The sequence below is a fragment of the Bryocella elongata genome, from assembly GCF_900108185.1.
Classification (GTDB): domain Bacteria; phylum Acidobacteriota; class Terriglobia; order Terriglobales; family Acidobacteriaceae; genus Granulicella; species Granulicella elongata.
Genome location: NZ_FNVA01000009.1, coordinates 230,414 through 256,441, shown reverse-complemented (window position 1 = coordinate 256,441; position 26,028 = coordinate 230,414). Strand labels below are relative to the sequence as shown.

General features: G+C 63.7%; 24 protein-coding genes. 10 read left to right on the top strand and 14 right to left on the bottom strand.

Annotated features, from left to right (window positions below; translation table 11 throughout):
- Positions 1–375 precede the first annotated feature (375 nt).
- Positions 376–924, top strand: a complete 549-nt coding sequence (locus C4S68_RS22020; RefSeq protein ID WP_160115282.1) for a phosphatase PAP2 family protein — start codon at positions 376–378, stop codon at positions 922–924.
- Positions 925–1,083: 159 nt separating this feature from the next.
- Here the strand turns inward: C4S68_RS22020 and C4S68_RS22015 are convergent, their stop codons facing one another.
- From C4S68_RS22015 to C4S68_RS21990, 6 genes are all read right to left on the bottom strand, one after another.
- A complete protein-coding gene (locus tag C4S68_RS22015) occupies positions 1,084–2,763 on the bottom strand; it encodes a DUF4097 family beta strand repeat-containing protein (RefSeq protein ID WP_103935272.1) in 1,680 nt (559 codons plus the stop codon).
- Positions 2,760–3,968 carry a hypothetical protein gene (locus C4S68_RS22010; protein WP_146072272.1) on the bottom strand — a complete coding sequence of 403 codons (1,209 nt, stop codon included), beginning with the start codon at positions 3,966–3,968 and terminating at the stop codon, positions 2,760–2,762. Before C4S68_RS22010 ends, C4S68_RS22015 begins: the two co-directional genes overlap by 4 nt.
- A 394-nt stretch (positions 3,969–4,362) precedes the next feature.
- The gene (locus tag C4S68_RS22005) at positions 4,363–5,253 is read right to left on the bottom strand and encodes an anti-sigma factor family protein (RefSeq protein ID WP_103935270.1); all 891 of its coding nucleotides are present in this window, start codon (positions 5,251–5,253) and stop codon (positions 4,363–4,365) included.
- 1 nt (position 5,254) lies between these two features.
- Complete coding sequence (locus tag C4S68_RS22000; protein ID WP_103935269.1) at positions 5,255–6,052, bottom strand: RNA polymerase sigma factor; 798 nt, start codon at positions 6,050–6,052, stop codon at positions 5,255–5,257.
- Between the two features lie 133 nt (positions 6,053–6,185).
- A complete protein-coding gene (locus tag C4S68_RS21995) occupies positions 6,186–6,689 on the bottom strand; it encodes a superoxide dismutase family protein (protein WP_235011791.1) in 504 nt (167 codons plus the stop codon).
- Between the two features lie 83 nt (positions 6,690–6,772).
- Entirely contained in the window at positions 6,773–8,335 is a 1,563-nt protein-coding gene (locus C4S68_RS21990; protein ID WP_103935267.1) for a hypothetical protein, read from the bottom strand.
- Positions 8,336–8,549: 214 nt separating this feature from the next.
- Here C4S68_RS21990 and C4S68_RS21985 point away from each other — a divergent pair, with 214 nt between their 5' ends.
- Together C4S68_RS21985 and C4S68_RS21980 are read left to right on the top strand one after the other, a co-directional pair.
- Complete coding sequence (locus C4S68_RS21985; RefSeq protein WP_103935266.1) at positions 8,550–9,152, top strand: thymidine kinase; 603 nt, start codon at positions 8,550–8,552, stop codon at positions 9,150–9,152.
- A 278-nt stretch (positions 9,153–9,430) separates the two neighbouring features.
- Complete coding sequence (locus C4S68_RS21980; RefSeq protein WP_103935265.1) at positions 9,431–12,820, top strand: carboxypeptidase-like regulatory domain-containing protein; 3,390 nt, start codon at positions 9,431–9,433, stop codon at positions 12,818–12,820.
- Positions 12,821–12,981: 161 nt separating this feature from the next.
- Here C4S68_RS21980 and C4S68_RS21975 read toward each other — a convergent pair whose 3' ends face one another.
- The 3 genes from C4S68_RS21975 to C4S68_RS21970 all read right to left on the bottom strand — a co-directional run bounded on the left by C4S68_RS21975 (position 12,982) and on the right by C4S68_RS21970 (position 14,937).
- On the bottom strand, positions 12,982–14,289 hold the full coding sequence (locus C4S68_RS21975) for a GRP family sugar transporter (RefSeq protein WP_103935264.1): 1,308 nt from the start codon (positions 14,287–14,289) through the stop codon (positions 12,982–12,984).
- 23 nt (positions 14,290–14,312) lie between these two features.
- Positions 14,313–14,414, bottom strand: a complete 102-nt coding sequence (locus C4S68_RS23465; RefSeq protein WP_200821618.1) for a translocated intimin receptor Tir — start codon at positions 14,412–14,414, stop codon at positions 14,313–14,315.
- A 241-nt stretch (positions 14,415–14,655) separates the two neighbouring features.
- Entirely contained in the window at positions 14,656–14,937 is a 282-nt protein-coding gene (locus tag C4S68_RS21970) for an acylphosphatase (RefSeq protein WP_103935263.1), read from the bottom strand.
- Between the two features lie 256 nt (positions 14,938–15,193).
- Here C4S68_RS21970 and C4S68_RS21965 point away from each other — a divergent pair, with 256 nt between their 5' ends.
- Complete coding sequence (locus tag C4S68_RS21965; RefSeq protein ID WP_103935262.1) at positions 15,194–15,874, top strand: hypothetical protein; 681 nt, start codon at positions 15,194–15,196, stop codon at positions 15,872–15,874.
- A gap of 29 nt (positions 15,875–15,903) precedes the next feature.
- On the opposite strand, the gene C4S68_RS21960 is transcribed toward C4S68_RS21965, so the two are convergent.
- Positions 15,904–16,506: a GNAT family N-acetyltransferase gene (locus C4S68_RS21960; protein ID WP_235011790.1), complete on the bottom strand. Its 603-nt coding sequence runs from the start codon at positions 16,504–16,506 to the stop codon at positions 15,904–15,906.
- 66 nt (positions 16,507–16,572) lie between these two features.
- Positions 16,573–17,133: an elongation factor P gene (efp, locus tag C4S68_RS21955; RefSeq protein ID WP_103935261.1), complete on the bottom strand. Its 561-nt coding sequence runs from the start codon at positions 17,131–17,133 to the stop codon at positions 16,573–16,575.
- 620 nt (positions 17,134–17,753) lie between these two features.
- Here efp and C4S68_RS21950 point away from each other — a divergent pair.
- Positions 17,754–18,680, top strand: a complete 927-nt coding sequence (locus C4S68_RS21950) for a hypothetical protein (RefSeq protein WP_103935260.1) — start codon at positions 17,754–17,756, stop codon at positions 18,678–18,680.
- Positions 18,681–18,686: 6 nt separating this feature from the next.
- On the opposite strand, the gene C4S68_RS21945 is transcribed toward C4S68_RS21950, so the two are convergent.
- Together C4S68_RS21945 and C4S68_RS21940 are read right to left on the bottom strand one after the other, a co-directional pair.
- Positions 18,687–20,024 carry a D-arabinono-1,4-lactone oxidase gene (locus C4S68_RS21945; protein WP_235011789.1) on the bottom strand — a complete coding sequence of 446 codons (1,338 nt, stop codon included), beginning with the start codon at positions 20,022–20,024 and terminating at the stop codon, positions 18,687–18,689.
- Positions 20,025–20,140: 116 nt separating this feature from the next.
- On the bottom strand, positions 20,141–21,172 hold the full coding sequence (locus C4S68_RS21940; protein WP_103935258.1) for a nuclease: 1,032 nt from the start codon (positions 21,170–21,172) through the stop codon (positions 20,141–20,143).
- A 172-nt stretch (positions 21,173–21,344) separates the two neighbouring features.
- On the opposite strand from C4S68_RS21940, the gene C4S68_RS21935 reads away from it, so the two are divergent.
- Positions 21,345–22,451 (top strand): carboxypeptidase-like regulatory domain-containing protein, encoded by a 1,107-nt coding sequence (locus tag C4S68_RS21935; protein ID WP_103935257.1) that lies wholly within the window; start codon positions 21,345–21,347, stop codon positions 22,449–22,451.
- Between the two features lie 36 nt (positions 22,452–22,487).
- Positions 22,488–22,802, top strand: coding sequence for a Rieske (2Fe-2S) protein (locus C4S68_RS21930; protein ID WP_103935256.1), 315 nt, complete (start codon positions 22,488–22,490; stop codon positions 22,800–22,802).
- Positions 22,803–22,819: 17 nt separating this feature from the next.
- Here C4S68_RS21930 and C4S68_RS21925 read toward each other — a convergent pair whose 3' ends face one another.
- Positions 22,820–23,347, bottom strand: a complete 528-nt coding sequence (locus C4S68_RS21925; protein ID WP_103935255.1) for a MarR family winged helix-turn-helix transcriptional regulator — start codon at positions 23,345–23,347, stop codon at positions 22,820–22,822.
- Positions 23,348–23,520: 173 nt separating this feature from the next.
- Here C4S68_RS21925 and C4S68_RS21920 point away from each other — a divergent pair, with 173 nt between their 5' ends.
- The 3 genes from C4S68_RS21920 to C4S68_RS21910 all read left to right on the top strand — a co-directional run bounded on the left by C4S68_RS21920 (position 23,521) and on the right by C4S68_RS21910 (position 25,839).
- Positions 23,521–24,510, top strand: coding sequence for a ring-cleaving dioxygenase (locus C4S68_RS21920; RefSeq protein WP_103935254.1), 990 nt, complete (start codon positions 23,521–23,523; stop codon positions 24,508–24,510).
- Positions 24,507–25,184: an alpha/beta hydrolase gene (locus C4S68_RS21915; RefSeq protein WP_103935253.1), complete on the top strand. Its 678-nt coding sequence runs from the start codon at positions 24,507–24,509 to the stop codon at positions 25,182–25,184. The genes C4S68_RS21920 and C4S68_RS21915 overlap by 4 nt, the downstream gene beginning before the upstream one ends.
- Positions 25,185–25,305: 121 nt before the next feature.
- Positions 25,306–25,839, top strand: coding sequence for a YceI family protein (locus tag C4S68_RS21910; protein WP_103935252.1), 534 nt, complete (start codon positions 25,306–25,308; stop codon positions 25,837–25,839).
- Positions 25,840–26,028: the final 189 nt, after the last annotated feature.

The following is a 26,028-nucleotide window of genomic DNA, read 5'->3' as shown; positions in this document are numbered from 1 at the left end:
TTTCTGCGTCCGGAACCCGAAGTGCGAGAGCGGTAGACCACTCACCCCTACGGGGGATCTCCCTGTCCTGCTGGGGGATTCGGGTCGCGACCCGTTGTTTTCTAAGATGCGGAAATGCAATCCACCTTGGCTTCCGGATATCTCGCTCCTTCGAAGAGACTAGCGACATCCGCCCTTGGCCTGATAACTCCCCTGGTTGCAGGGGGGCTGGCGAGCGCGTTTTTCCCCTGGACTCTACGTGAACCTCTATTCTTGTTCTCGCTGCTCGGAAGTGTCCTACTACTTCTCGCTGCCGCACAACGTCCTGCTGAATCAGAGTTCCTTGTCCGCGCAGCCCTTTGGCTACCGGCCAGCCTGGCGCTCTCTAAGGTGCCTTTGCTGATCGTTACTCGGCTCACCCCGAACACGATTGATGACATGTTAGATATGGGATTCGAGCGAAACGTTTGGCGTTGGGCGAACGCGCATCCGGGCTGCAACCTCATCTGCAACATCGCCTATACGGCGCTACCCGTGGCGATCGCTCTGGGAATCGCCACCAGCCCCGCACCGCGCGCGGCTGCACGCTCTATGTTGCAGGCCGGTGTAATCGGCGTTATCGCCTACTATTTCTTTCCTGCAGAGGGGCCACGAGCCCATATGCTGCACCAGGTGGGTGCGGCACACAACTGTATTCCGTCGCTCCACCTCAGCTGGGCGGCAATTGCCGCCGCATCAAGTGGCAAGCACATCCGTTACTACCTCTGGCCGTTCGTTGCCGCAACGGCGGTCGTCACGATCACCACGGGCGAGCATTATTTCCTCGACTTGTTCGCCGCGGTGCCGCTTGTCCTCTTGTGCCTCTGGATGAACCAGCGAAAGCCTGTCACCGCAGCCCTTACTGCCGGGCGGGACTACGCCATTGGCGCCTATCCAGCTGCTTGAGGATCCGTGGCTTCGGAACGTGAGCGCATCAACCTACAGGGGGCGCCCGAGAGACGCGCGATCAACAGTGCACGTCCCCGACGAGACAAAGGCCATCCGCATTGACCGCGGATGGCCTTCAGTCCTGCAATGGGTGCTCTCGAAGGACCAGGCCGGAGCTCAGAAGGTCACGGCCGAGGGTGCAGCCGGATGGGCGGCCGGAGCCGGCTTTGCTTCCGGAGCCGGTCTCGCGGGTTTCGCGGGGCGTGCAGGCCGCGCTGGGAGCGCGGGCACTGCCGGAGGAGCCGGCGGCGGGGGCGGTGCAAGGGGTTCCACCGACGTCTTACGGACAGTCACGTCTCCATCGGTCGTGGTGAGGGTCACCGCAGGCCCACCGCCCGACACAGAGCCGGTCAGGATCTTCCGGTCGCCGCTGGTCGTCTCGGCAACGTCGAAATCGTTCTCGAGATCACCATGACGAGTCGAAGCCGAAAGAGAAAAACCCTGCCCCTCAGGAAGGCCAACATTCACCGAACCGTGAGAGTTGTCGACCTGGACGCTGGCCAACGGAGGCGCCTGCGTGATGTTCACGTCCCCGTTGCGATTGGTCACGGACACGCTGCCTTGCAGTCGCTCCAGCGTGATGTTGCGATTGCGGGTCTTCAGCACTACAGGGCCAAGAATCTCGTGACCCTCCAAGTCCCCGTTCGACCCACCGGAGATCTCGACGGTCCCATCGACGCGTTGCGCTTCGAACTGGGTCCGGCTCGTCGCGAAGCGGAGGTCGTTCCGAACTCGCTCCACGTGGGTTGTGCCAAAGAAGTCGCCCTGCAGGGAGACTGGCCCTCCGACATCAGTCAGCGTAATGTCCCCCGCATGTCCCTCAAGAGTCACCGTGCCGGTGATGTCGTGCCCGTTCAGGCTGCCATCATCGTTATTCATATGCAGGGAAACTGAGCCCGTAATATCTCCGAGATCGACGTTGCCGTGATTTGAAGTGACTTCTACGGTTGCGTGAAGGCTCGAGACATTTACTGCGCCCCGATTGGCTTCGACCGTGACGGTGGTCGTCTCCGGAACCTCGATCGTAATATCTGCCTGGCCGGCGTTGGTCGACGCAATGGTGAGGATGACGTGGCTGTTACTGCCGCTGAAGGACGGTTCCAGCTCCTGTTCGCGAGCCTGCGCATCGGAATCCTGCCACGCCCACACGTGCTTGTGCGTGCTCACATGGATCTTGCCGTCATCGCTCGTGCCGGTGACGGTTACGTCGCCGTGGGGGCTGCGAATCACGAGCGAGCCGTCCTGCGCGATCTCGTGATCATTCGAGCTATCGGAGTCGTGCTCGTCTCCAACTGCCTGGGCTAAGCCGGTCCAGCCTGGGCCAAACCAGTGGTTTCTCCACTCCATCCCCATGTTGGAGTAGCGCAGCCCGATCCCGACGGCCGCCATACACATCAGCAGCAGCACAACGCCCGCACCGAGGATCCTGCCCGGCGCCGGCTGCCCCTGCTCATCCTCACGGGAGTGGTCGAGCGCCCATTCCAGCAGCAGAATCATGCCCGCTGCGATCAGCACGATGGGCCACCAGCGCCCATACCATTCGATAAGCTGGCCCCACGAGATGCGACCGCCCTGCGCAAGCAGAAACAGGACGCCCAGCAGCACGAGCACCAGGGGACCGACGATCGAGCGGCGGCGAAGGGCGCGGCGCTGCACCCGCCACTGCGCTCGCTGCATCCGCGCCTGGTACTTCATCGCGCGCCGCTGTTCCTTCAAATTCCGTTGCTGGGCCTTCCAGGCTTCGCGCGAATTGGGAGGAAAAGGACTGCCGCTCGGCGGAGGAGGGTACGCGCTCATCGCTGCCCATCCCTTGTGTCCGTGGATGCGGAGGGATCTACGCCTGACACCGGGACTGCCGCCGGCTGCGGCGCGTAGTAGCTGCCGGCGGAAGGTAATGAGGCTGCCGTCGTGGCGCCTACGGTGCGTTCCAGAAACAGGGCAATCCCAAAGGCGATAGGAAGAATCGGCCAGGTCTGCCCGAAGGTGGCAATGTGAGCTGCCTGCAGAAAGAAGAGAACGGACAACGTGAGCAGCATGATTGGGGCGCGCAGCATGCCCGCGAGCCGCGGAAAATGCCCATCCATCACGGCGCTGTATCCTCCCGCCCACTCGAGGCGGCGTGAAAGCGTCCAAACTGCCAGCGCAGCGAACAGGCCTGCAAGAACCCACAGACCGCTGATCTTCCACTCAGAGCTAAGGTTGCCGACGAGTACAAGCACTCCGAAGGCAATGAGCCAGAGCGCTCCCACAGGGAACCGCCGGGGAGTTGCCGTTGGCGCTGGAACGGCGCCAGCGAGAGGTGTGCCTGCGGGCGAAAAGGTCCCCGGGTAAGATTCGCCGCCGAGTCCAGCGTCCTGATACGCCTGCGCCTTCACCTGCTCGGCGATCGCCTCCTGCGTGGGGTACGCCGCGTAGTTGACTGGCGGCGGCGGGGGGGAGGGTACCGCGAAGGTCGATGGATGCGCGTATCCGGCCCAATTTGCCGGAGGAGCGCTGTGAGCCGTGTACGCCGGAGCCACCGGAGGCGGAGGCGGCGCGGCAGGACCACCGGTCGACTGGGGCTCCCAGCCGCTTCCGGCCGGTGGCGGCGGCGCGGCCGTAGGGTTGTAAGGTCCTGCGACCGGAGGCGCTCCAAATCCTTGCCCGGAGGCGATCCGGTCAGCCAGATCGTTGATTCCGAAAAGGTTAGGCGGCGCAGTTCCGTCTCGGCGAGCCCGGGCCGTGTGATAAGCGTCGAAGATCTGATAGAGAATCCAGCCCGCCACGAAGATCCCGAAGATGCCGCTGATGTTGTTCTGGAACACCACCAGAACGCCGAAGACGGCGAGGTGCATCAACCCCTTCACCAGCTGGCCGTTGTACATCGCGCCGACGCCCGGGATGATCCCCAGCAGGCCGGCGAGAGTCGGGTTCGGCAGGTGAGTCGACGGCGCGGGAGTAAAACCTGCGCCCGGCGCAGGACCTCCCGGCATGGGGCCGTTTGGCCCTGCAGCTCCAGGCATGGCAGCTCCCGAGCCGTACCACGCTGAGCTCCAGGGATTTCCGCCATTCTGGCCAGGGCCCGCCTGCGTTGGACCTGTCTGCGCTGAGCTTGCCTGTGTTGAGCTTGTCTGAGCCGCACCCGGCTGGGTGTAGGACGTTCCGGGGTCCGCAGGTGCCACTGGGCCCGCGGCATGGCCAGCCGGTGGAGCCCCGATCCGCGTCGCAAGGCACGGTTCGCAGAAGACTCCCGTCCCTACAACTCGCACCGTCTCGCGCGTCAGTGGCTTTCCGCAATCCTGGCAGTACCCAACCCGCTCGCTGGATGCCGCCTCGGTTGCCGTTTTTGTCGTGTCCTCGCTCATGGCTGCTGGGGTCCTTCTCGCTGCTCTCTGGATCTTTTCGCTCGCGCCTCCGTCAGGCGGCCTTATGCGTGGCCACCTCGTTGCGGCCGGTCTTCTGGGGTTCCGGAAGGATCAGTTCGCTGCGGCCGTGGGGCCGGGAGTCGTCCTTCTGGCTTCCGTTATCGCCCGGCCTGGACTCGTTCGGCGCGGGCTGGTTCTTGTTCTCGTCCTGCCGGGGCTGGACGGTCTGAGGCTGAGCCTCGAAGGTGGGGCGATCACTGCCGGGCTGCCCATCGCGATTGCCACTCGTGGGCAGGTCGTCGCGCAGTTCATTCACCCGGGCTTCTACCTGATATACCACGCGCAGATTCTGAAAGCTGCGGGCGGCCGAGGCGCTTATGTCCGAGACCGAGCGGCGGATGCCACCCGGTGTAAAGTTCTCGGCGCGCACATCGCGCAGCCGGAAGCCCGTAAGGTTCAGCGTCAGCGCGATCGAGAAGAACGCCATCGCTGCCGTCATCGCCAGGCGCGGCTGGAAGCTCATCGCCGCGTTGTCGATGCGGAAGAGATCGCCCACCCGGCTGCGCAGGGCGGAGAGCCGCGAGCTCCAGCTGGAGCCCCTGGAGGGCTCACGCTGCGGTGCAGGCTGAGCCCACACCGGCACAGCTTCGGGAGCTGGCATTGGCTGCGTGCCGGTGGTTCCGGCAAGAATCTTCGCCAGCAGGTTCTCGGGCGGCTCGGGTGTCTGCGACTTCAGCATGGACAGCCATGCAGCGCCACGCTGCGCCTCTTCCAGCTCCTGCGAGCACTCCACGCAGCTTGCCACGTGCTGATCGAAGATCCGCTGCTCGGCCGGGCTCAGCGTGCCGTCCACGGCGTCGGGCAGCATGGCCTCGCACAGGGTGCAGGCGGTCGGACGCTTCTCGTCCCACTCCTGCTCGAATTGGTTCCTGAATTCCGTCACGCTACATCACCTGCCCTTCCATGCTTTTGAGCAACCGTGCCAGTTCTGCTCGGCCACGGCTGATCCTGCTTTTCACGGTGCCTTGCGGTACCCCGAGTACCTCTGCAATTTCCTTGTAATCCATATCCTCAAGATCGCGAAGGATAACTGCTTCGCGAAGCTCGGGAGAAACCTGCTTAAGCGCCGCTTGAATCTGCGCTTTCAGTTCTAAACCAGAGACGTGCTGCTCCTGGTTGCGGCCTCCGTCGGCCAGCCGCTCAGCCCTCGACGGGCCGCCCTCGTCCTCGCCAGACAACGGTTCGTCGAGGCTCTCGCTGGCACGGTCCATCCGCGTCCGACGATAGTTGTCGACCAGAAGGTTACGCGTGAGCGTCGTCACCCAGGTATTGAACCCGCCTTTAGTCGCATCGAAGCTGGCCAGGTTGCGGTAGATCTTCATGAACGCATCCTGCGTCAGGTCTTCCGCCTCCGTAGGAGAGCCGGTGAACCTGTAGCAGATGCCGTAGATTCTCTTGTGCTGCGAACGTGCGATCTGCTCCCAGGCAGCGGAATCGCCAGCCAGGGCGCGTTGCGCCACGGCCGCCATCGCCCGCGCCTCTTCGGCAGCGGCGCTGGACGCCTCGGCTCGAACCTGCGGCTCCTCTGGAGCGGCTCCGCGCTGCATCTCAACCGGTGGCCGAGGGTCGCTGGGTTTGCGGGCACCCGGCGCGGCTCCGCCCGGCTCTCGCCGAACCAGAAGCCCCGTCCACGTGCCGCCCAGGCCCCTGTCGAACATCGCCGGAATGGTCGCGCTTGCCATGATGTCTCATACGCAGGAGGGAGGGCGATGGTTCCGTGAGAGGGAGAATGGGCTCAGGGCCCAGGGGCCAGGGCTCAGAAGGCCGCGCCAACGCGTCGTCCGACCCCGGGCCCCTGACCCCTAAACCCTGTAATTACTGGACTTTGATCACGCCGCACGCGACGCGATTGCCGGCGTTCCCGGCAGGATCGGACTTCTCGTCGTCAGCCTTTTCGTGCACCACGACCGAGGTGCCTCCGTCGGCGAACAGAGAGTTCGGCGCGGAAGGATCCAGCGACACGCTGTTGATCGTGTAGGTCGCCTCGCCCATGTGGTTTTCACCCACCGACACATTGCCCGGCATATCGCCGTTGTGGTGGCCGTCGGGATTCATATAACCGTGGTGCTTGTTGTCCGGGTTGTAGTGGCCGCCCGCGCCCTTGAAGTCAGGAGCATCGCAGACCGCATGCTGGTGAATGTGTACCCCATGGTCGCCGAAGGACATATTCTTCAGCACCACGTGGACCTTCACACCCTTCTTGACTGTCTTGAACGTCACGGAGCCCGCGTCCTCGCCCTTCGAAGACAGCAACGGCACCTTGATTTCCTTCGGCCCCTGCGCAACCGCCAGGGTCGCCGTCAGTGCTACGCCCGCCATCGCCAACCATCCAAACCGCATCGTGATTCGTCCTCCGATTGAAGTACTCAAGACAACGCAAGGATACGCTGATTTCCCACCCTTCAGTCGGGAGAACTCACGTCGAAGATGCGGTTGGTAAGGTACCCGTGCGGGAAGACCGCGAGCGGAGTGCCGCAGATCGTCCCTCGCATCACCGGCGAGTCCGGCCCGGCCTGCACAGGCTCCCGCGCCTCGACGCACCGCCCCAGTTTGTCCGGATACTCCGTCGAGATGTAGTAGCGCACACCATAGCTCCGCAGCACCGTTCTGAGATCCTTCTCCTCGCGTATGTTCTGCAGGAATGGCTTGTCCATCATCAGCCCCTCGAGCTGGATCGGCGGCTCGCTGCTGAGGTAGCCCACCGCACCCGCGCGGTCTCCCATCGCATATCGGCCCGGATGCTCCGCCGCAAACCGCTGCACATCCTTCCCCGCGAGGTACGTGAGGCTCTGTGCAGGGTTCGTCCCCGAAAGCAGCAGCAGGGTGTATGTCGCGAACAACACCAGCGACACGGCGAACGCAGCCTGCCCCGCCCGGTCCATGAGCCGGATCCGCCCAGCCGCCAGCCGCACCAGCAGACCACAAGCGAAGACCCCGGCGATCGGCCATGGATACAGGTACCAGTCCCAAACCGGCCAGTCGCTCATGCAGGAGACCAGAAGCATCTGTACGAAGGGGAAAAGAAGCACCGCAACGATGACTCCGGGTGCCGGTGCTGCGGTCCGGCTGCGCCTCGCCAGCAGGGATACCAGCGCGACCACCACAAGCACCGCGAACAGCCCATACACCGGGCTCTTGCCATGAAAGATCTGCTCCCGGAAGGAAGACAGTGACTGCACCGAGGGCGTGTGGTGGCGTCGCAGCTGCTTCGCGGTACCGGAGAGCGGCAGCATCGCGCCGAAGATCACCGCGTTCACACACAGGTACAGAGCGACAGGGAAGAGCCCTGTAACGAACGCCGCCGCACCCGTTCGCGTCGCTTCTCTGCGGCGCGCAGCAGGCGTCACGTCGAAGACCATCAGCAGCAGCACGAGCAACCCGGCATCAAGCCGCGAGAGGATCAACGTCGCAGCCAGAAGGCCATACAGAAACGCCCTCCGCGTCGTCCAGGAGAAACTCCCGCTCGTCCTGTAGGCCAGCAACGCCAATCCTGCAGCTACCGCCAGCCCGGACTCCATGCCCGAACGCAGCTGGATGAGCACAACGCTCGCCGCGAGCAGCTGAATCGTCACCGCCCACGGTACCGAACAGAACCGCCTGGCAATGCGAAACGCAAACAGAGCCGCAGCTCCCAGCAGCGCCGACTGCACACACTCCACCATCAACGCGAATCGCTGATCCGAGGCCCGGCTGAGCCACATCAGCACCGTCAGAATCCCCAGCCACAGCGGGTGATAGCCGTTGGTCAGGTGAATGCCATCGAAGGTCGAACGCCCATGCAGCGCAAGGTTTCTCGCGACCGTCGCGTAATAGTAGAAGTCGTCCTGGAAGGCGACGCCCATCACCGCAGAGCCAAACCGCTGGTTCGCGAGGAACACGCATCCCGCGGCCATCGCCAGCGCCAGCCACGCAAGCAGCTGGTCGATGCGATCGCGAACCCTCTCCGAACGGCTATTGGGCTCCACGACGTCATCTCCAGCAGATGCAGAGTTTTCGCCATTCTACCCGTGCGCCCCGACCTGCCTCCGGTAAGCGCACTGCCTCTGCCGCATCTCCGCTCAATCCCGCGAGACAACGGTTTCAGGCCCGAAATCCACCGTTTCGCGGAAACCGCAGCTTTACGATATCCCTTGAACCGGACACTTGAGCCGGACACTTCGGCCAAGGCAGATCGTCACGATGCAGACCACTCCAGGCGTCCTCGAAGTCATCACCGGCCCCATGTTCTCGGGCAAGAGCGAGGAGCTCATCCGCCGCCTCAAGCGCGCGCGGATCGCCCGCCAGCGCGTCGCCTGCTTCAAGCCGGACATCGACCTCCGCTACCACCGCACCGCCATCGCCAGCCACAGCGATCAGACCCACGAGGCCGACACCGTCCGCACCGTCGAGGACCTGCGTGCCGCCCTCGCCACCCGCCTCGACGAGATCGAGGTGATCGGCGTCGATGAGGTCCAGTTCCTCTCCGGAGAGATCATCCCCCTGGCGCTCGAACTCGTCGCCATGGGCAAGCGAGTCCTCATGGCCGGGCTCGACACCACCTTTGCCAACGAGCCCTTCGGCCCCGTTCCCAATCTCATGGCCCTCGCCGACAAGGTCACCAAGCTCTCTGCCGTCTGCATGGTCTGCGGCCAGCCCGCCATCCACACCCAGCGCCTCGGCCAGTCGCAGGAGCTAGTCGTCGTCGGCGCCGCCGGCCTGTACGAAGCCCGCTGCCGCGCCCACTTCTCTCCGCACATCGACGAGCACGCGAGCGAGCAGCTGGAGCTCACCACCCAGCCATAAGGCAGCCCCGCCAATGCAGCGCGTGTCCGGCTGCGGGTCCGCTCCGCGGACTGCTCCGTCGACGAACCCGCGGCCCGACGCTCGAGAGGGGCAACGCAGTAATCGCTAACTGTAGCGGACTGCGACTTTCCCCGTGCAGGCGCCGTGGTGTGTGGAATCGCCAATAGCAGTGCGGACGCCAGCCAAACAGAAGATCATGCCTCGATGTAATCATATTTATGCAGCTATACATTTCTATTGACACGCCGATTCCTGCCTGACTACTATCGGCTCCCGTCATGCACATCCACGCTCGCTCCGCGCTCAGATTGCTGTTCGCCCTCACGATCTTCTTCGCCGCCGGCCTCGCGTCGGCGCGGGCCCAGGGACTCGGTCGCATCTCCGGCATCGTCACCGATGCCACCGGCGCAGCGGTGCCTTCCGCTAAGGTCATCGCCACGGATGCCGGCACGGGGTATGCCTCGACGGCCATCGCCAACGGCCAGGGCGAGTTCGTCTTCGCTTCGTTGCCGCCCACCACCTACAACCTCACCGCCAGCGCGCCCGACTTCCAGACCTTCGTCCAGAACGGCGTCGCACTCAAAGCCGATCAGGCTGTTACGGTGAACCCCATGCTCAAGGTGGGCTCCGAGACGCAGAGCGTGATCGTCACCACCGAAGCGCCGCAGGTCGATACCGTCACGGGCACCATGTCGCAGGTAGTCGAGCAGCGCCAGGTCAATGAGCTTCCGTTGAACGGCCGCAACGCCGCGCAGCTCACGCTGCTTGCTCCCGGCGTGCTGCCTGCGCCCAACATCAGCTCCATCGACCAGGGCAACACCAAGACCTTCCCCGTCGTCGTGCTCATCACCGTCAACGGCTCCCGCACCAACCAGACCAACTTCATGCTCGATGGCGGCAACAACGTCGACGAGTACACCAACGTCAACGCCCCGTTCCCGTTCCCCGACGCGCTGCAGGAGTTCAGCGTCCAGACCTCGAACTACCAGGCCGAGTACGGCGAGAACGCCGGCGGCGTGGTCAACATCATCACCAAGTCCGGTACCAACAACTTCCACGGCGACGTCTTCGAGTACGTCCGCAACCGCATCTTCAATGCGCACGACCATTTCTCGACGACCGTGGTCAACGGCGTCCTCACGCCATTCACCGATCCTCTCAAGCGCAACCAGTTCGGTGGCGTCATCGGTGGTCCAGTGGGCATCCCGTTCCTTTGGAAGTCGAAGCAGGGCTTCTTCTTCGCGGGCTACCAGGGCAGCCGTCTGCGTGATCAGTCCGCCACCACCTCCAACGACGCGTCGCTGCCGTCCACCGCCAACCAGGCTGGCCTCTTCCAGTTCACTGCCAACGGAACGCCCACGACCTCCAACTGCATCGTCGACCCCAGCACCAAGGCCTGCTTTCCCTACACCCAGATCGGTACCAATCTCTATCAGGCCACTATCCCCACGACCCGCTTCGACAAGGCCTCGCTCGCGCTGCTCAACTACATCCCCGTGGCCTCGTCCAACGGCACGCCCTTCAGCTACTTGCAACCCAACTCGCAGAACTACGACGAAGGCGTCGGCCGCTACGATCAGGCGCTCACCTCGAAGGACCGCATGACCGCGCGCTACTACGTGGACAAGTTCCACCTCGTCGGCGTGCTCAATCCGAAGAACTACCTCACCTACCAGGACCAGTCCGACATCACCTACCAGACAGCGCTGCTGTCGGAGACGCACACCTTCAACGAGCGCTGGCTGAACAACCTCATCGTCAACTACCAGCGCGAAGGTTCCGTGCGCGGCCCGCTGCCCGGCGGCATCGACGCCGGCACGCTCGGGGTGAACATCTGGCAGCCGGCCTTCCCGTCGTTCCAGTCCATCAGCGTCTCCGGCGACTTCTCCTTCGGCCAGAATCCGCACGCGACCTTCAAGCGCTCGAACATCACCCTCTCCGACGACGTGCATTGGGTGAAGGGCTCGCACGATGTCAGCTTCGGCTTCCACGGTGAACTCGCTCGCCTCGACGTCGTCAACCAGAACGGCCAGCCCGGCCAGTTCACCTTCGCCGCCACCGGCACGAACAATGCCATGGCCAGCTTCTTCCTTGGCTACATGAGCGCCTTCAGCCAGTCCGCCGGTCAGTTCCAGGACAACCGCGCCAAGTTCATCGGCACGTATGTGCAGGACAGCTGGAAGGCCACGCCCCGCCTCACACTCGACTACGGCCTGCGCTGGGAGCCGTTCATTCCGCAGACCGACGCCGGGCGCATGGGCCAGTTCAACCCCACGGCCTACGCGACGAACCGCATCTCCACCGTCTATCCGCTCGCGCCCGCCGGCCTGCTCTTTCCCGGCGATACCGGCATGCCTCGCGATGGTGTTCGCCCCAACTACAAGAACTTCATGCCACGCCTCGGCTTCGCCTGGGACGTCTTCGGCAACGCCACCACCAGCCTTCGTGGCGGCGCGGGCATGTTCTACGACACCCGCATGAATGATCTCTTCAACAATGGCTGGATTGGCTCCAACCCCTTCACCGAGACCTACAGCGTCTCCAACCCGACAGCCACCGATCCCACCGCAACCTTCTCCAACCCCTACGGTGCGAGCCCCAATCCCTTCCCGGTCACGCTTCCGCTGCCCGCGAACACGCCGTTCCCCACGCCTGTCACCGTCATCACCTTCGACCCTTCAGGCACCTTCCATACGCCGCTGATGTACAACTGGAACCTCTCCGTGCAGCAGCAGCTCACGCACACCCTCTCCTCGCAGATCGCCTACGTCGGCTCGCATGGCTCCCACATCTTCACCAACGTCGAGCTGAACCCCGCCGTGCAGATGGGCGCCACCGATACCGCCGGCAACGAGCAGGGGCGCCGCCCCTACAAGAACTTCGCCAGCATCAGCGAGACCAACATGGGCGGCAACACGCTCTTCAATGCGCTGCAGGGAACCCTCACCCAGCGCATCGCCCACGGCCTCTCCGCCACACTTAGCTACACCTGGTCCAAGAGCCTCGACGACATTCCCTATAACACCGCCGTCACCAGCGCTGGAGCAGGGCAGGCCTTCATCCTTCCCATCTACGTGCCAAACTTCAAGCGCCTCGACTACGGCCCGTCAGTCTTCGATCACCGCAACAACCTCTCGCTCTCCTACACCTGGGTCTTCCCGCTTCTCAAGCCCGGTCCCATGGTGCTGAAGGCGATCGTCAATGGCTGGCAGATGGCTGGGCTCGTCACGCTGCATAGCGGCGACCCGCTCAACATCACCGTGGGCTCGGACCGCTCTCTCGCAGGCCTCGGCACCGCTCTGGATGTTCCCGTACGCACCGGCAACGGCTACGGTGGCAGCGCCTGCTCCTACGGCATCGCCGCGACCACCACCTGCGTCAACTACCTCGACCCCACCGCCTTCGCCACACCCGCGCTCGATACCTTCGGCAACGTCAAGAAGGACTCCTTCGTCGGCCCGCGGTACGTCGATTGGGACGCCAGCCTCACCCGCAACTTCAAGCTTTACGAGCACACCACCTTCCAGTTCCGCGCCGAGTACTTCAACCTGCTCAACCACACCAACCTCGGCGACCCCACCGGCACGCAGACCTCCGCCAGCTTCGGCCGCATCGGCTCCGACATCGCACCCCGCATCGCGCAGCTCTCCGCAAAGCTGGTGTTTTAGAGCTCTGATTACGTTGCACAAACGGCAGGCGCATTTCAGGGCCGAAAGCCCGACATATCGACATCTGCACACCTTCGAGAATCCGCTTCATCCGAACAAACCCACAACAAGAACGGCCGCCAAATCTGGCGGCCGTTCTTGTTGCATCCCCGAAGTGATCTCTAGCTGAACCGCGTCCGCTTCCAAAGGTTCCAAGTCCCTACCACCAGGCTCAGCAGCAGCACCGCGCCCAGCCCGCCGATCCAGCGCAGGTTCATCTCCAACGGAGGCACCGTCGCCCGCAGCCCCAGCACCACGAACACCGCCGTCGCCGTCAGCACGATCGCATAGTCCCACCAGCGCCGGCTCTCGCCCTTGCCGTCGAACTCGTCGCCCATCTGCGCGAGGATCGCGCGGTTGTAGTCCAGCCCATAGCGCTCGCACTCGCGCAGCACCGCCTCGTTCGTCGAGCTCTGCTCCCGCGCACCCGCAACCGCCGTGCTGATCGCCAGCGCTCCCAGGATCATGCCGATGGAGCCAGCCAGCACCAGCAGAATCTGGTTGTGGCTTGCGCCCGCCAGCTCGCCAAACACCAGCGCGCCCCACGCCAGCCCCCACAGCTGGTTCGTGTTCGACAGCGGAATCCCGCGGCCGATTCCCAGGTACTTCGCGGCAAACTGCTGGAACAGGTCGCCGATCACCCACACAAACCCGCCCAGGAAGAGCCAGAACAGCACGCCCGGCATCCGGATCAGCTGGAACGCCGAGGAGTGCACGCCGCCATCCAGCAGCAGCGTCAGAGCCAGAACCGTGCCCAGCTCGCCCACCGTAAACGCAGTCACAAAGCTCAGCGGATTCATCCCGCTCAGATAAGCCTTTCGGTAGGGAACGTACATCGTGCCCCACATCAGGCTCGCGCCCAGCGCCGCGCAGATGCCTTCAACCGCATGGCTTCCCAACGCACCGCCGTGAATGGTGCTGAAGCCCAGCATCGTCGCCGCAATCACGATCAGCACCGCGCCCAGCACCACCTTCATCATCGTCCCCGCGCCCGCGCCCTTCAGCTCGCCAAACAGTACCCGCCCCCAGAACATCCCGATCAGCGCATTCGCATTCCACAGCGGGAAGGCCACCGCCAGGCCCACATCACGAATCGCGAAGACGGTCAGCGTGTTGGCCACCGCCCACAGCGCCCCCGCCAGCAGCGCCCACACGATCAGGTGCTTCTTCTCCCGCAGATCCGTAAACACATACCCGGTGCCCTTCAGCAGCGTGGGGAACGTCCAGCGCGCGGTGAAGACGCCGGCCACCATCGCCAGCGAGATCGCGTACGGGGAGAAGCCCGCGGTGACGAGTTTGGTCGGAGCTTCCGCCGCTCCCAGCCACACGCCGGCGGTCAGGCCACAGATGACGCCCAGCATGTGCAGCGAAAGGCTAACGGAGTCGCGCTGCTGACTGCGAGGGGGCGTCTTGCCGGTAAGGGTTGCCATCTTCAGGTCTCCGTCGCGTCGATTTAGTGCAAGGCCACCAGCAGGCCAATGCCCGCCAGCAGGACGAGGAACGGAACCCAGAAGTGGCTGTCAGTAAGAATCGCTTTGGCTTTGCTGCTCGCCATGAATCAGGACACCTGCGAAGTTTGGGATCGGTCAACGTAACCGGTAACGTTGCGGCAAAACAGTACAAACCCGCACGCTTCGCTGTCAATGACAAAGCAAAGCAGGCGGGTTTGAGCCGGCCGCTGTCCCTCACGCCAAGCGCTGGGAGGGCCGCGCTGATTGTCTCACGCCCTCAGGTTGTCATCCTGAGGAGCCGAAGGCGACGAAGGATCTGCTTCACCGAGCCGCCACGAACGCCACCTACCAGGCGCCCTCGATCGCGAACGCCCCCAGCTTCTCGGCCTCCGCCTCGTCCAGCTCATGCTCGACGACCTTGTCCACCCGCGATCCCCGCGAACCCTTGCGGATCGCATGGCGCAGTTCGGCCAAATCCTCAGGGTCGCCCGCGGCCACCGCCTCCACCTCGCCCCCATCGGTATTCCGCACCCATCCGCGCAGCCCAAGCTCGGCTGCCTCGCGGTGCACGTACCACCGGAAACCAACACCCTGCACACGGCCGCGAACGAGGAAGTGAAGCACCATATCTGCCATGATACGGTGCCGCCCGCACGACGCGTGAACACCCGCGCCCCGCGCATACAACTCACTCCGCCCCCGGCGCGTCCATCAATGCATTGCTGTTCATTCGTGCGTAACGAATGAAAGAACGCGTGGCCTCGATCGTTCAGGTCGAGGGGTGGCCGCGAACGTTCGAGTCACTCCTGCAAACTGCATCCGTCATCCAGGCGCCTTCATAGGCGCGCAGGAAATCCATTGTCTTAAATCTCAAGGGGCCCAGATGTCTATCTCTCAAATCACCCGTATCGCCCTCGCCGCAGCTTTGTGCGGCAGCGCAGCCATCACCTTCGCCCAGGCGCCCGCAGCCGGCACCGATCCCATGAAGTCCCACTGGTCGAGGATGGACCTCGGCGTCGCCGCAGCCGGCCAGTTCACCACGGACTACACCAACCAGCAGATCTCCACCAACGGCTACCCGCTGCCGCATCAGGCCACCACCATGAGCCCCGGAGCGGTCGTGTCCTTCCATGCGCAGCCCTATGACTGGGCAGGCTTTGAGGTCAACTACCAGTTCACCCGCTTCTCGGAGCGCTACGTCGTCGCCAACGGGCTGCCGGTCACCTCATCCTATGCGGTCTCGGTTCCCACCAGTGTGCATGAAGGCACCGCGGCCTACATGGTGCACATCGGCCATCTGTACCACTTCAAGCCGTACTTCGCCGTCGGCGGCGGCTACCTGGACTTCCAGCCCTCGCAGTCTACGGTGAACGTCCACCACCAGTGGCGCGGGACAGCACTGGCAGACGTCGGCTTCGACCTCCAGACCGTCTCGAAGCTCGGCTTCCGCATCGGTGCCCGCGAGCTCGCCTACCGCGCTCCCGACTTCAACGTCGGCCAGCTCTCATCCTCGCGCTGGGTCTCCACCGAGGAGCCCTACGCCGGCGTCTACGTGAAGTTCTAAACAATCGGCCAGGTCAACCGGCCAGCCCATCAGGAAGCGCCGCTGTCATGCAGCGGCGCTTCTTCGTTGGTGGCCTTCTTCGTCATTGATACGATCGGAAGCACCTCGCCATTCGGCAGCGGCACGTCGATCCGACCCACCTCGCGATAGCCCTTCAGCGTGTACAGCGGCACACCCGTCAGCGTCGACCCCATCACGAAGCTCGTGAATCCCGCAGCCATAGCCGCCGCCTCGCAATGTGCCAGCACCAGCGACCCCAGCCCCCGCCGCGCAAACTCCGGATCCACAAAGATCGCGCGAATCTTCGCCGCATCCTTCGCCGGATCGAGCACACTCGCATCCCGCACCGCCGCGCCGTCTGAGCCAAACGTGGTGCTCCGATAGCTCCACCCGCCCGACGCCGCAAGAATCTCCGTCTCGCCGGCTGGCGAGACGACAAAATACGTCCCATCCTTCACCAGCTGCGTATCCAGCCCCAGAGTATGCCCCAGCGCTCCGGCCCGCTGCGCCTCGGTGTACTCGCCCGCCTGCAGCCCATTCACGCTGCGCTCAATCAGCCGATGCAGCGCGGGGACGTCGTCCATCGTTGCGACGCGCAATTCGAAGGCCTCATTCTTCACGATCTCTGACAACCTCGCCTCCCAAACAGAAAAGGCGATACGGCTGCCCGCATCGCCTTCTCGACGTTCGCACTGCGCTTACGCCCGCGACATGTACGCGCCTTCAGCCGTATCCACCTTGATCTTCTCGCCCTCGTTGATAAACGGGGGCACCTGCACCACGAGCCCCGTATCCGTCTTCGCAGGCTTGGTCACGCTGCTCGCCGTCGCCGACTTGATACCCGGCTCCGTCTCGATCACCGTCAGGATCACCGACGGCGGCAGCTCGATACCCACCGGCTTGCCGTCATGGCTCGAAACTTCGATCAGCAGGTTCGGCGTCAGGTAGTCCACCGCATCGCCCAGCGTCTCGCGCTTCAGGTTCAGCTGCTCGAACGTCTCCTGGTCCATGAAGTAGTAGTCGTCGCCATCGCTGTACAGGTACTCCATCTTCACGGAGTCCACATGGACGCGATCGATCGGGTCCGGCGAGCGGAAGCGCTCCACGAACATCGCGCCGGTGCGCACGTTACGCAGCTTGGCCTGGATAAACGCGCGAAGATTGCCCGGCGTGCGGTGCTCGACGGAGAAGACCAGGTGCAGGTCGTCCTTGTACTTGATAATCATGCCGGGGCGCATCTGCGTGGCCGGAATCGACATTGGAAACTCCTAAAGGGGTCGGATCGGATATGCGGGCACACGGAAGAACCCACGCGAGCCCTGCCCACCATTGTAGCCGAGGGGCAGCCACCCTTCCGGTACCGCTCCAAACCCTCCGACCGCTTCCCCGAAAGAGGATTCTCTGACGCCGCTCGCACGCGCTGAAGTGCTCCAACGACACGTGGCCCAGTGACAAGTGGCTTGGCGACAAGTGGCGTAGTAACCTGCTGGACTCGCTATCATGGAAGTAGAGCCAGTTCCGGTCCCGCCGGATCGCAGCCACCGCAAGAATGGAATGGAAGTCCGTCACTAAGGTCTTCCGCCTGAAGACTTTGAGCAAAATGAGGGGAAGGGGGTATCCCCTGAGACTTCATCCTCCCCGGATGCGGGATCAGGAACGCGGTCTCCGGATCGGTCCCTTCCCGCCGCGCCGGAGGGTCGTCGTCGGCTTCCCCTGGATCAGCGCTGGGCCCGGATTGCTCCCAAACAGCACGACAAGTCACCTGTTAACCCGGAAAAAACCGGAGATTAACGTGCACTCTCAACCATCTCCGTAAGAATCAGGCTGAAAAGGCAATGCTGACGGCGGCATTCCTCCAGCGATGACCAGGAGCTGACCCATGATTGAGCAGTCTCTTCGCGAGCGCGAACGGCGCAATCTGAAGCTCGACCTCCGTCTTTGCTTCCGATGCCTCGCCGGCGCTGCAACCCTGTTGCTCCTCTGCCCAGCCGCCACCGTCCACGCTGCGGAGCCGGATTCCACCTCAACGCCACTCAAGCTTGTCCAGGAGATGGTCCGGCAGGAACAGTTGCCGCATCCGGATCGCTACGAATACTGGAACGAGGAGCGCTCCGAACGCACCGGCGGCCACCTCTGGAGGGAACATATCCTCGAAACCGGCCGAGGCAAGCTGGCGATCCTTGAACAGGTCGACGGTCAGCCGCTTAGTCCTGATCGCGCCGCGTCCGAGCGCCGGCGCCTCGACGCCATCGTCAGGGACCCTGCATCATTCGATCGCTTTGAGGCCGCACAGCAGAACGACGAGCTGCGCGCCCGGCAGATGCTCGACAGCCTGCCGCGCTGCTTCATCCTGGAAAACGTCACCCTCAACAATGGTGTGTGGCGCATCGAGTTCCGCCCCAACCCGGCCTACTCACCAACCAGCATGGCCGAGAAGGTCCTCCACGGCATGAGCGGCTGGTTCTCCATCGACGACAAGCAGAAGCGCCTGATCCACCTCGAGGGGCACCTGGCCAGCAACGTCTCCATCGGCTTCGGGCTCATCAATATCCTCGCGGGCAGCAACTTCTCCAGCGACCGCGCAGAGGCAGACGGCAACTGGCGCATGACGCGCGTGCACACCGACATCCGCGGACACGCGCTGCTGTTCAAGACCATCACGCACAACACCAATGTCCATCGGCTGGACTTCCATTACCTCGACGCCAGCCTTTCGATCCCCGAAGCTGTCAGCATCCTTGAAAGTGGATCGCACGCCGCCGACGCCCAGGTCGCTACGGTCAATCGAGACCACGCGTCCCGCTAGACACCATTACAGAACTCGCTCCAGGTACGCGTTCCGGAACTTGCCCTGCGGATCGAACTTCTTCACCAGCGCCACGAAGTCGCCATAGCGCGGGTAAGCCGCCTTCAGATCGCTGGCAGGAATCGTATTCACCTTCGCCCAGTGCGGCCGGGGGCGGAACGGCTTCAGCGCCTGCTCGATCAGCGGAATCACCGCGTTTACGGCTGCCGGTTCGGGCTTCCAGGTGAAGTGGATGGCCAGCGAGTCCTGTTGGTAGGCCATGCTCATCCATAGGTCATCCGCTGCGATGCAGCGCAGCTCGGTGATGAACAGGTGCGGCGTGATCCTGTCGCGCAGCTTCTCCACCGCCAGGATCGCCTGGTACGCGTGTTCCCGCGGAACGAAGTACTCGGTCTGGATCTCGTTGCCGCTCGAAGGAGTGAAGTTCATCTTGAAGTGCGGCAGCCGCTCATACCAGGGGCCGGGCTGGCCGAACTGATCGGTGCACGCCGTAGCCTCGTGGCCGGGGACCGGATGCAGCTTCGTCACCTGCATCGACGCGCCATAGAGCTCTGCCGGATAGTTGCCCGGCAGCGGCGTATGGTCTCCAGGAAGCTGCTTCAGCCAGACCTGATTCGCGCGATGTCCCTGCCACGTCGTGAACAGCGACACCGAGTAGCCGGATCCCATGATCGCGTCGAAGTTGTGCTCGAGCTGGTCAAAGGAGAGATTCTCGTACACCACCTGCGCGATGTCGAAGCGTGGCACGACGCGCAACGTCGTTCTTGTCACTACTCCCAGCGCTCCCAGCGCGACGACCGCGCCCGGAAAGATATCCGGATTGGCCGCCCGCGAGATCGTATGCACTTCGCCACTTGCGTCCACTAGTTCGAAGGCTTCCACCGCCGTCGACAGGCATCCGTTGCGGATGCCCGATCCATGCGTCCCGGTGGCGCACGCTCCGGCCACCGTCACATGCGGCAGGGAAGCGAGGTTGTGTACCGCAAACCCCTGCTGGTCCAGCCACGGAGCGAACTGGCCATACTTCACGCCCGCTCCCACGGTGACTGTCTTGCCCTGCGCGTCCAGCGCCATGCCGCCGAGCGTTAGCATTCCCAGCTGGTCGCCGGCCGTATCCGCAATGTTATTGAACGAGTGCCCGGAGCCGAGAGCTTTGGCATGCTTCGCCGCCACCACGAGCTTCCGCACCTCCTCCGCGCTGGCCGGGTGGTCCACTTGGGGTGCGGTGAAGGTATAGTTACCCGCCCAGTTGGTGTGCGCACCCTGGTGTGGTGCGGTCACGCTCTGGGCAACCGAACTTCCGGTAAGCATGGCGCCTGCGGTGATGGAGCTGGTCGTCTTCAAGAACTCTCGCCTGTTCATTCGTCCGGTCCCTTTGCGGTATTGAGGTGCGTGCCATGGAGATGCGCGCGAGCCTCCGCAAGGTATCGGAGCGGTGTGGAAGGTGTCCAGTGATCCCGCTACTTCTGCAGGGTGGTCGTTGTAGGGTCGGCTTTCTTGTCTCCCGGATGGAAGATGCGATGGAAGAACCTGCCGATGGCGTGGAAGAAGTCCTTTGGCGCTGGCGGCGTCTGCGGCGGCGGCCCCTGGTCGGGTCCTTTGCCGCTGGGGCTGGCATAGGCCGGCGGCTCTCCGGTCGGCGACACGGGCATTTCGCCCGCAGGAGAGCTCTCCGCCGGAGGAGCTTGCCCCGGCGTGTACACCAGCGTCGACGAGATCTGCACGTGAGCCTCACCAGGCTTCTGTGGCTCGATTGCCGGTGCTGGCGTCGTGGCCAGATCCTGGCTGGCTGCGGCGGGAAACGGGTGCTCCAGCGCCGCGCGCTGGGCTGGCGTCATCGCTGCTGCGGCGCTGGCCGAGATCGAACCCGGGATCGGCGTTGGCTCCGGACAACCACAAGCGGAGGTCTCGCTGTCCACCACCTCGCGCAGGCTGCCATGCTCAAAGAGCACATGCTGCCCGGCCGTCAGACGATAGACCGCTGCGGAGAACGAGTCATTCAGCAGCATCGTCGGAGCGTTAGCCCCGGCGTTGTCGACGCAGGTGTCGCCGTTGCGGGTCACGCGCAGGCTCAGGTTCAGCGTGCCGCCGGTCTCCAGCGTGAAGCGCAGGTCCGGCGTCAGGATCAGATCGTCCTGTGCGGTCTTCGCGTGAATCTCGATGGCGCCGCGATCCAGCCCGAAGAGCAGTGCCGGGCCAACCCCGGCACGCAGCAGGTGGAACTGGCTCGTTGAGCACACCAGCACATCGCCGCCGCGGTTGAGGTCCAACTCCGCCGTGTGGTCATAGGCCGTGATGGACGCATTGCTGACCAGTTGGGCCTTCGATCCCAGCACCTCCAGGCCGCCGGCAATCTTCGCGTCGGCCGTCGAGATCGTCCCCATCGCCTGCGGAGAAGGCTGCTGCGCACAGGCAGGGAGCGCCGCGGCGGGCAGCAAGCTCAAAGCGAACAGCAGGGGTGAAGCGAACGGCAAGGACACGAAGGCGCGCATCTGCACTCAAGGCTACCGCACTGGCGCATGTCCGTTGCTCCCCGCAACCATTTGGGTCCTGTTGCCGTCCATCAGACTGCGGGTATCCTCTGAGTTACGTGAGCCATGCGTGCCACGAGTCATTGTCCCGGCGAGAGTTGGCCCCTTACCCTCCTCGTCACGAAAGGGCCTTATGCATCGTTTCATCCGGCTGCAGCGCAGATCGCGGCCCCGCCCCTTCTGGCTGACGCTGGGTGCGGGCGTGCTGCTCGGTGCGGTGGGGCGATTGCCTGCTCAGCGTCCTGTCCCTGCACCGAACGCCGCGCCGCCGCCGACTGCCCTGGGAACTCCCGCAGTAGAGCTCCCCGATGCTCCCGACGCTGGAACGGTAGGTGGCGAAGTCACGGACATCGACGGAGCACTGATCCCCAACGCGAAAGTGACGCTGATCAACGCCAGGACCGGCGAGACTCACACCGAGAGCGTCACCGATCAGGCAGGAGCCTACAGGTTCGAGAGGGTGCCGGCGGGTACCTACCGTGTGCACATCTCGGCCAAGGGCTTCTCCCCATGGAAAGTGAAGGATTTTGACGTTGCGCCGCAGCAGGCTGTGATCCTTGAACGAGTGGAACTGGGCGTTGAGGAGATCACCACCGCTGTCACCGCCATCACGGTGGAGGACCTGGCCGAACAGCAGATCACCAACGAAGAGCACCAGCGCATCCTTGGCGTGTTGCCCAACTTCTTCGTCAGCTACGAGAAGCACCCCATGCCGCTGACCCGCAAGCAGAAGTTCAAGTTGGCCGCCGTCGTCAGCGTCGACCCCGTCACCTTCTTCACCACCGGCGTCACCGCGGGTATCGAGCAGGCCAACAACAACTTTTCCGGCTACGGGCAGGGAATGGGAGGGTACGGCCAGCGCTACGCCGCAACCTACGGCGACAAGCTCTCCGCAACCTTCCTGGGCGCGGCCTTTTTCCCATCACTCTTCCACCAGGACCCGCGCTATTTCTACCTGGGGCACGGCAACGTCGTGCACCGGGCCCTGTATGCCATCTCGACCACGGTGATGTGCAAAGGGGACAACGGCCACTGGCAGCCGAACTTCTCCAATGTCCTGGGGAACATTGGTTCGGCGGAGATCTCGACGCTTTACTACCCGGCCACCAGCCAGCAGAGCGCCCAGGTCCGTTTGACCAACAGCATCATCGGCATCGGCGAAGGCGCCATCGGGACTCTCTTCCAGGAGTTCATCCTCCGCCACGTCACCAGCGGCGGCATCGCGAAGCAGAAGCCGTAGCCTCAGGGCGAGCCGCGGCTACATCAGGAGGTTTGGTTGTCGGATCAACACTGGGTGACTGGGCCCCTCGTCAGCGAGATTCCCGAGGCACGGCCACTGCGCGGGAAGGTCAGCGGCAAGGATGTCCTCTTTGTCCGCGCCGGAGACGAGATCCGCTGCCTGTTGGACGAATGCCCCCACATGGGGCTCTCCATGGCCCGCGCCGAGATCGCGTCCGACCACACCTTCTCCTGCCCCTGGCACGGCATGGTCTTCAATGCGCTTACCGGCGAGTGCGTGTCCTCGCCGGGGGAACACCTGAAGATGTTCCCCGTTCAGGTCGAGGGCGGCCGGGTTCAGGTCAAGGGCTAGGCCGCCGTTCGACTGGCTCAGGCTTTCTTTACGCGCGCGCGGTCCTTAATAGGTGCGCTCGCTTCGGCGTCGGCAGCCTCGCGCTTCCGTTCCGAAGCCTCTTTGGCCGCCAGCCCCAGCGTCTTCAGCAGTCCGCGCATCTTGTTCTGTTCTTTCTGGCTCAGGACCGAAGTCACCGCCTCAATATCCTTCACGTGCCGTTCGTAGAGCTCGCTGATAAAGGTGCGGCCCTCAGGCGTCAGCGTCACGATCTTGCTGCGCCGGTCTTCCTCGGAGTTGTGCCGCTCGACAAAGCCCCGCTTCTCCAGCCGGTCGGTCGCGGCGGTCATGGAGGCGTTGGTCAGTAGCACCTTCTCCCCGATAGCCGAGATGCTCAGCGGGCCCTTGTGCAGCAGCACCTCCAGCATCATGAAGTCGCTCAGGCAAAGGCCCTCGGCTGCGATGCACTGCTCTACATAGTGCGCGAGGGCCCCATACGCCCGCGCGAGAACCACCCAGAGCTTCGGCCCCGTAGTGTCATTCCCGGTCTGTTCTGTCTTCGACATGGCACTCTGAAGGATGCTTCGGCGTCGAAGCAAGATGCAAACGATTCTTCTGGCCCTGGCGAGCTCCATCTGGAATCAGCAGCTTGCGAATCCAGCTGGACCGTCTGAATCTTTTACTTCGATGTCGAATCATATTGAGCGTAAGAGAAATGGCACGAAGGAGAAAAACAGCCATGGCCACCAAGCCCATCGTAGGACTCCACCACGTTACAGCGATCGCCAGCGACCCGCAGCGCAATCTCGACTTCTATACCCAGGTCCTGGGTCTCCGCTTCGTGAAGAAGACCGTCAACTTTGACGATCCCGGCACCTATCACTTCTACTTCGGCGACGACGCCGGCAAGCCGGGCACGATCCTCACCTTCTTCCCCTGGCCGAACGCCAATCGCGGCACACTCGGTGCGGGAGAGGTCTCGCACACCGCCTTCAGCGTCCCGGTCAGCGCGATCGAATACTGGGAGCAACGCCTGGAGGCCAACGACGTCCGCATCGAAGCCAAGCATGAGCGCTTCGGCAAGGTCGTCCTCGAGTTCTCGGACCCCGACGGCATGAAGATCGAGCTGGTCGGCAACGCCGAGGCTGCGGCGGTTGAGTCCGCCTTCGCGAACCCCCGCTTCGCTGACGTTCCGGACGAGGTCGCCGTGCGCGGCTTCTACGGCGTCACCCTGCTGGAGCGCAATCTCGCTCCGACGGAGTCTGCCCTGAAGCTGATGGGCTACTCCAAGGTCGCCGAAGAGGGCCGCCGCGTTCGCTTCGAGGTCGCTGGCGACGCCCTGGCGCACCGCATCGACGTCGTCGTCGATCCCGCCGCGCCGCGTGGCCGGATGGGAGCGGGCACCGTGCACCATGTGGCCTTCCGCAGCGAGGACTATGCGGACCAGAAAGAGTGGCTCAAGGTCATCAGCGAGAGCCTCGGCGTCTCGCCCGTGATGGACCGCGACTACTTCCGCTCCATCTACTACCGCGAGCCCGGCGGCGTGCTCTTCGAGCTCGCCACCGACATCCCCGGCTTTGCCGTGGACGAACCGCTCGAATCCCTCGGCGAGGCGCTCCGCGTCCCGGCCTGGCTGCAGCCGCACTATGACCAGATCGACAAGGCGCTGACGCCGATCACGCTCCACAAGGCCGTGAAGGCGGAAGCCAAGGAAGAGGTGCAGGCATGAACGCGACTCTCGATCCTAAACAAGTAGCTGATCCGCATGCGGGAACGCCGGTGCTCCAGGCCGGCGCTCCACTGGACAAGGCAAAGCTTGCGGTCGTGCTGCTGCACGGCCGTGGAGCCTCGGCCGAGGACATCCTCGGCCTGGGCGAGGCCTTCAGCGTGCCGGACGTGGCCTTTATCGCTCCGCAGGCCGCGGGACACACCTGGTACCCTCAGTCGTTCCTCGCGCCGCGCGAGGCCAACGAGCCGTACCTGAGTTCGGCGCTGGCGAAGATCGAATCCATTGTTGCGTCGCTGGCGAAGAAGGGCTTCGGCCCGGACCGCATCGTGATTGCAGGCTTCTCGCAGGGTGCGTGCCTTTCGACGGAGTTCGTCGCGAGCCATCCGGCAAAATACGCCGGGCTGATCGCCTTCACCGGCGGCCTCATCGGTGCGCCCGGAACGAAGCTGTCGGGTACCGGAGTCAGCGGCTCGCCTCTGGCCGGAACGCCAGCTCTGCTGCTCAGCGGCGATCCCGATCCGCACGTGCCCTGGACGCGGGTGGAGGAGTCTGCAGCGATGCTTCGCCAACTGGGCGCCGAGGTCACGACCAAGCGCTATCCCGGCCGGCCCCACACGATCACGCAGGACGAGATCTGGCTGGGTAGAGACCTGCTTCGCCAGGCTCTCGCGTAACACCGCCTTTACTGAAGTTTCATCGTTTCCCCACCCGAAAGAGTCACGCCGGACTTCGGGCCGGGCATCCAAACACCACCGGCAGAATGCCACATCGGCTAATCGCCAAAGGAGAATTGCAATGTCGACCACCACCTGGAAGATCGATCCCGCCCACTCGAGCGCGTCGTTCAAGGTAAAGCACATGATGATCTCGAACGTGAAGGGCTCCTTCAGCGGGATTACCGGAACCCTCGTCGAAGACGCCACCGATCCGGCCAACAGCTCGATCGAAGCGACCATCGACATGGACACCCTCAGCACCGGCGATCCGCAGCGCGACGGCCACCTCAAGAGCGCCGACTTCTTCGAAGCCGACAAGCACACCCACATGACCTTCAAGTCCACCAAGGTCGAGAAGGAAGGCGAAGGCGAGTACAAGGTGACCGGCGACCTGACCGTCCACGGCGTCACCAAGCCGGTGGTGTTCGAAGTCGAAGGCCCCAGCGCTCCCGGCAAGGATCCCTACGGCAACACCCGCATCGGCCTCGAGGCCACGACGAAGATCAACCGCAAGGACTTCGGCCTGACCTGGAACGCAGCGCTCGAAACGGGTGGCATCCTGATCGGGGAAGACGTCACGATCACGCTGGATGTGCAGTTCCTGCAGGCATAAGCGATCATGTAAGCGATATACAAGAGGCGCGAGCAATCAGCTCGCGCCTTTTGTGTTGCTGAGCAGAGTGGAACACTCACCTCACCCAAGCCGGCTTCCAACCCCCGGCCGCACCTCTGGCCGCTGAAACTCAGCTCCGCATCATGCCACCGTTGATGCCGGATAAGTCACTCGCAAATATTTCTTCAC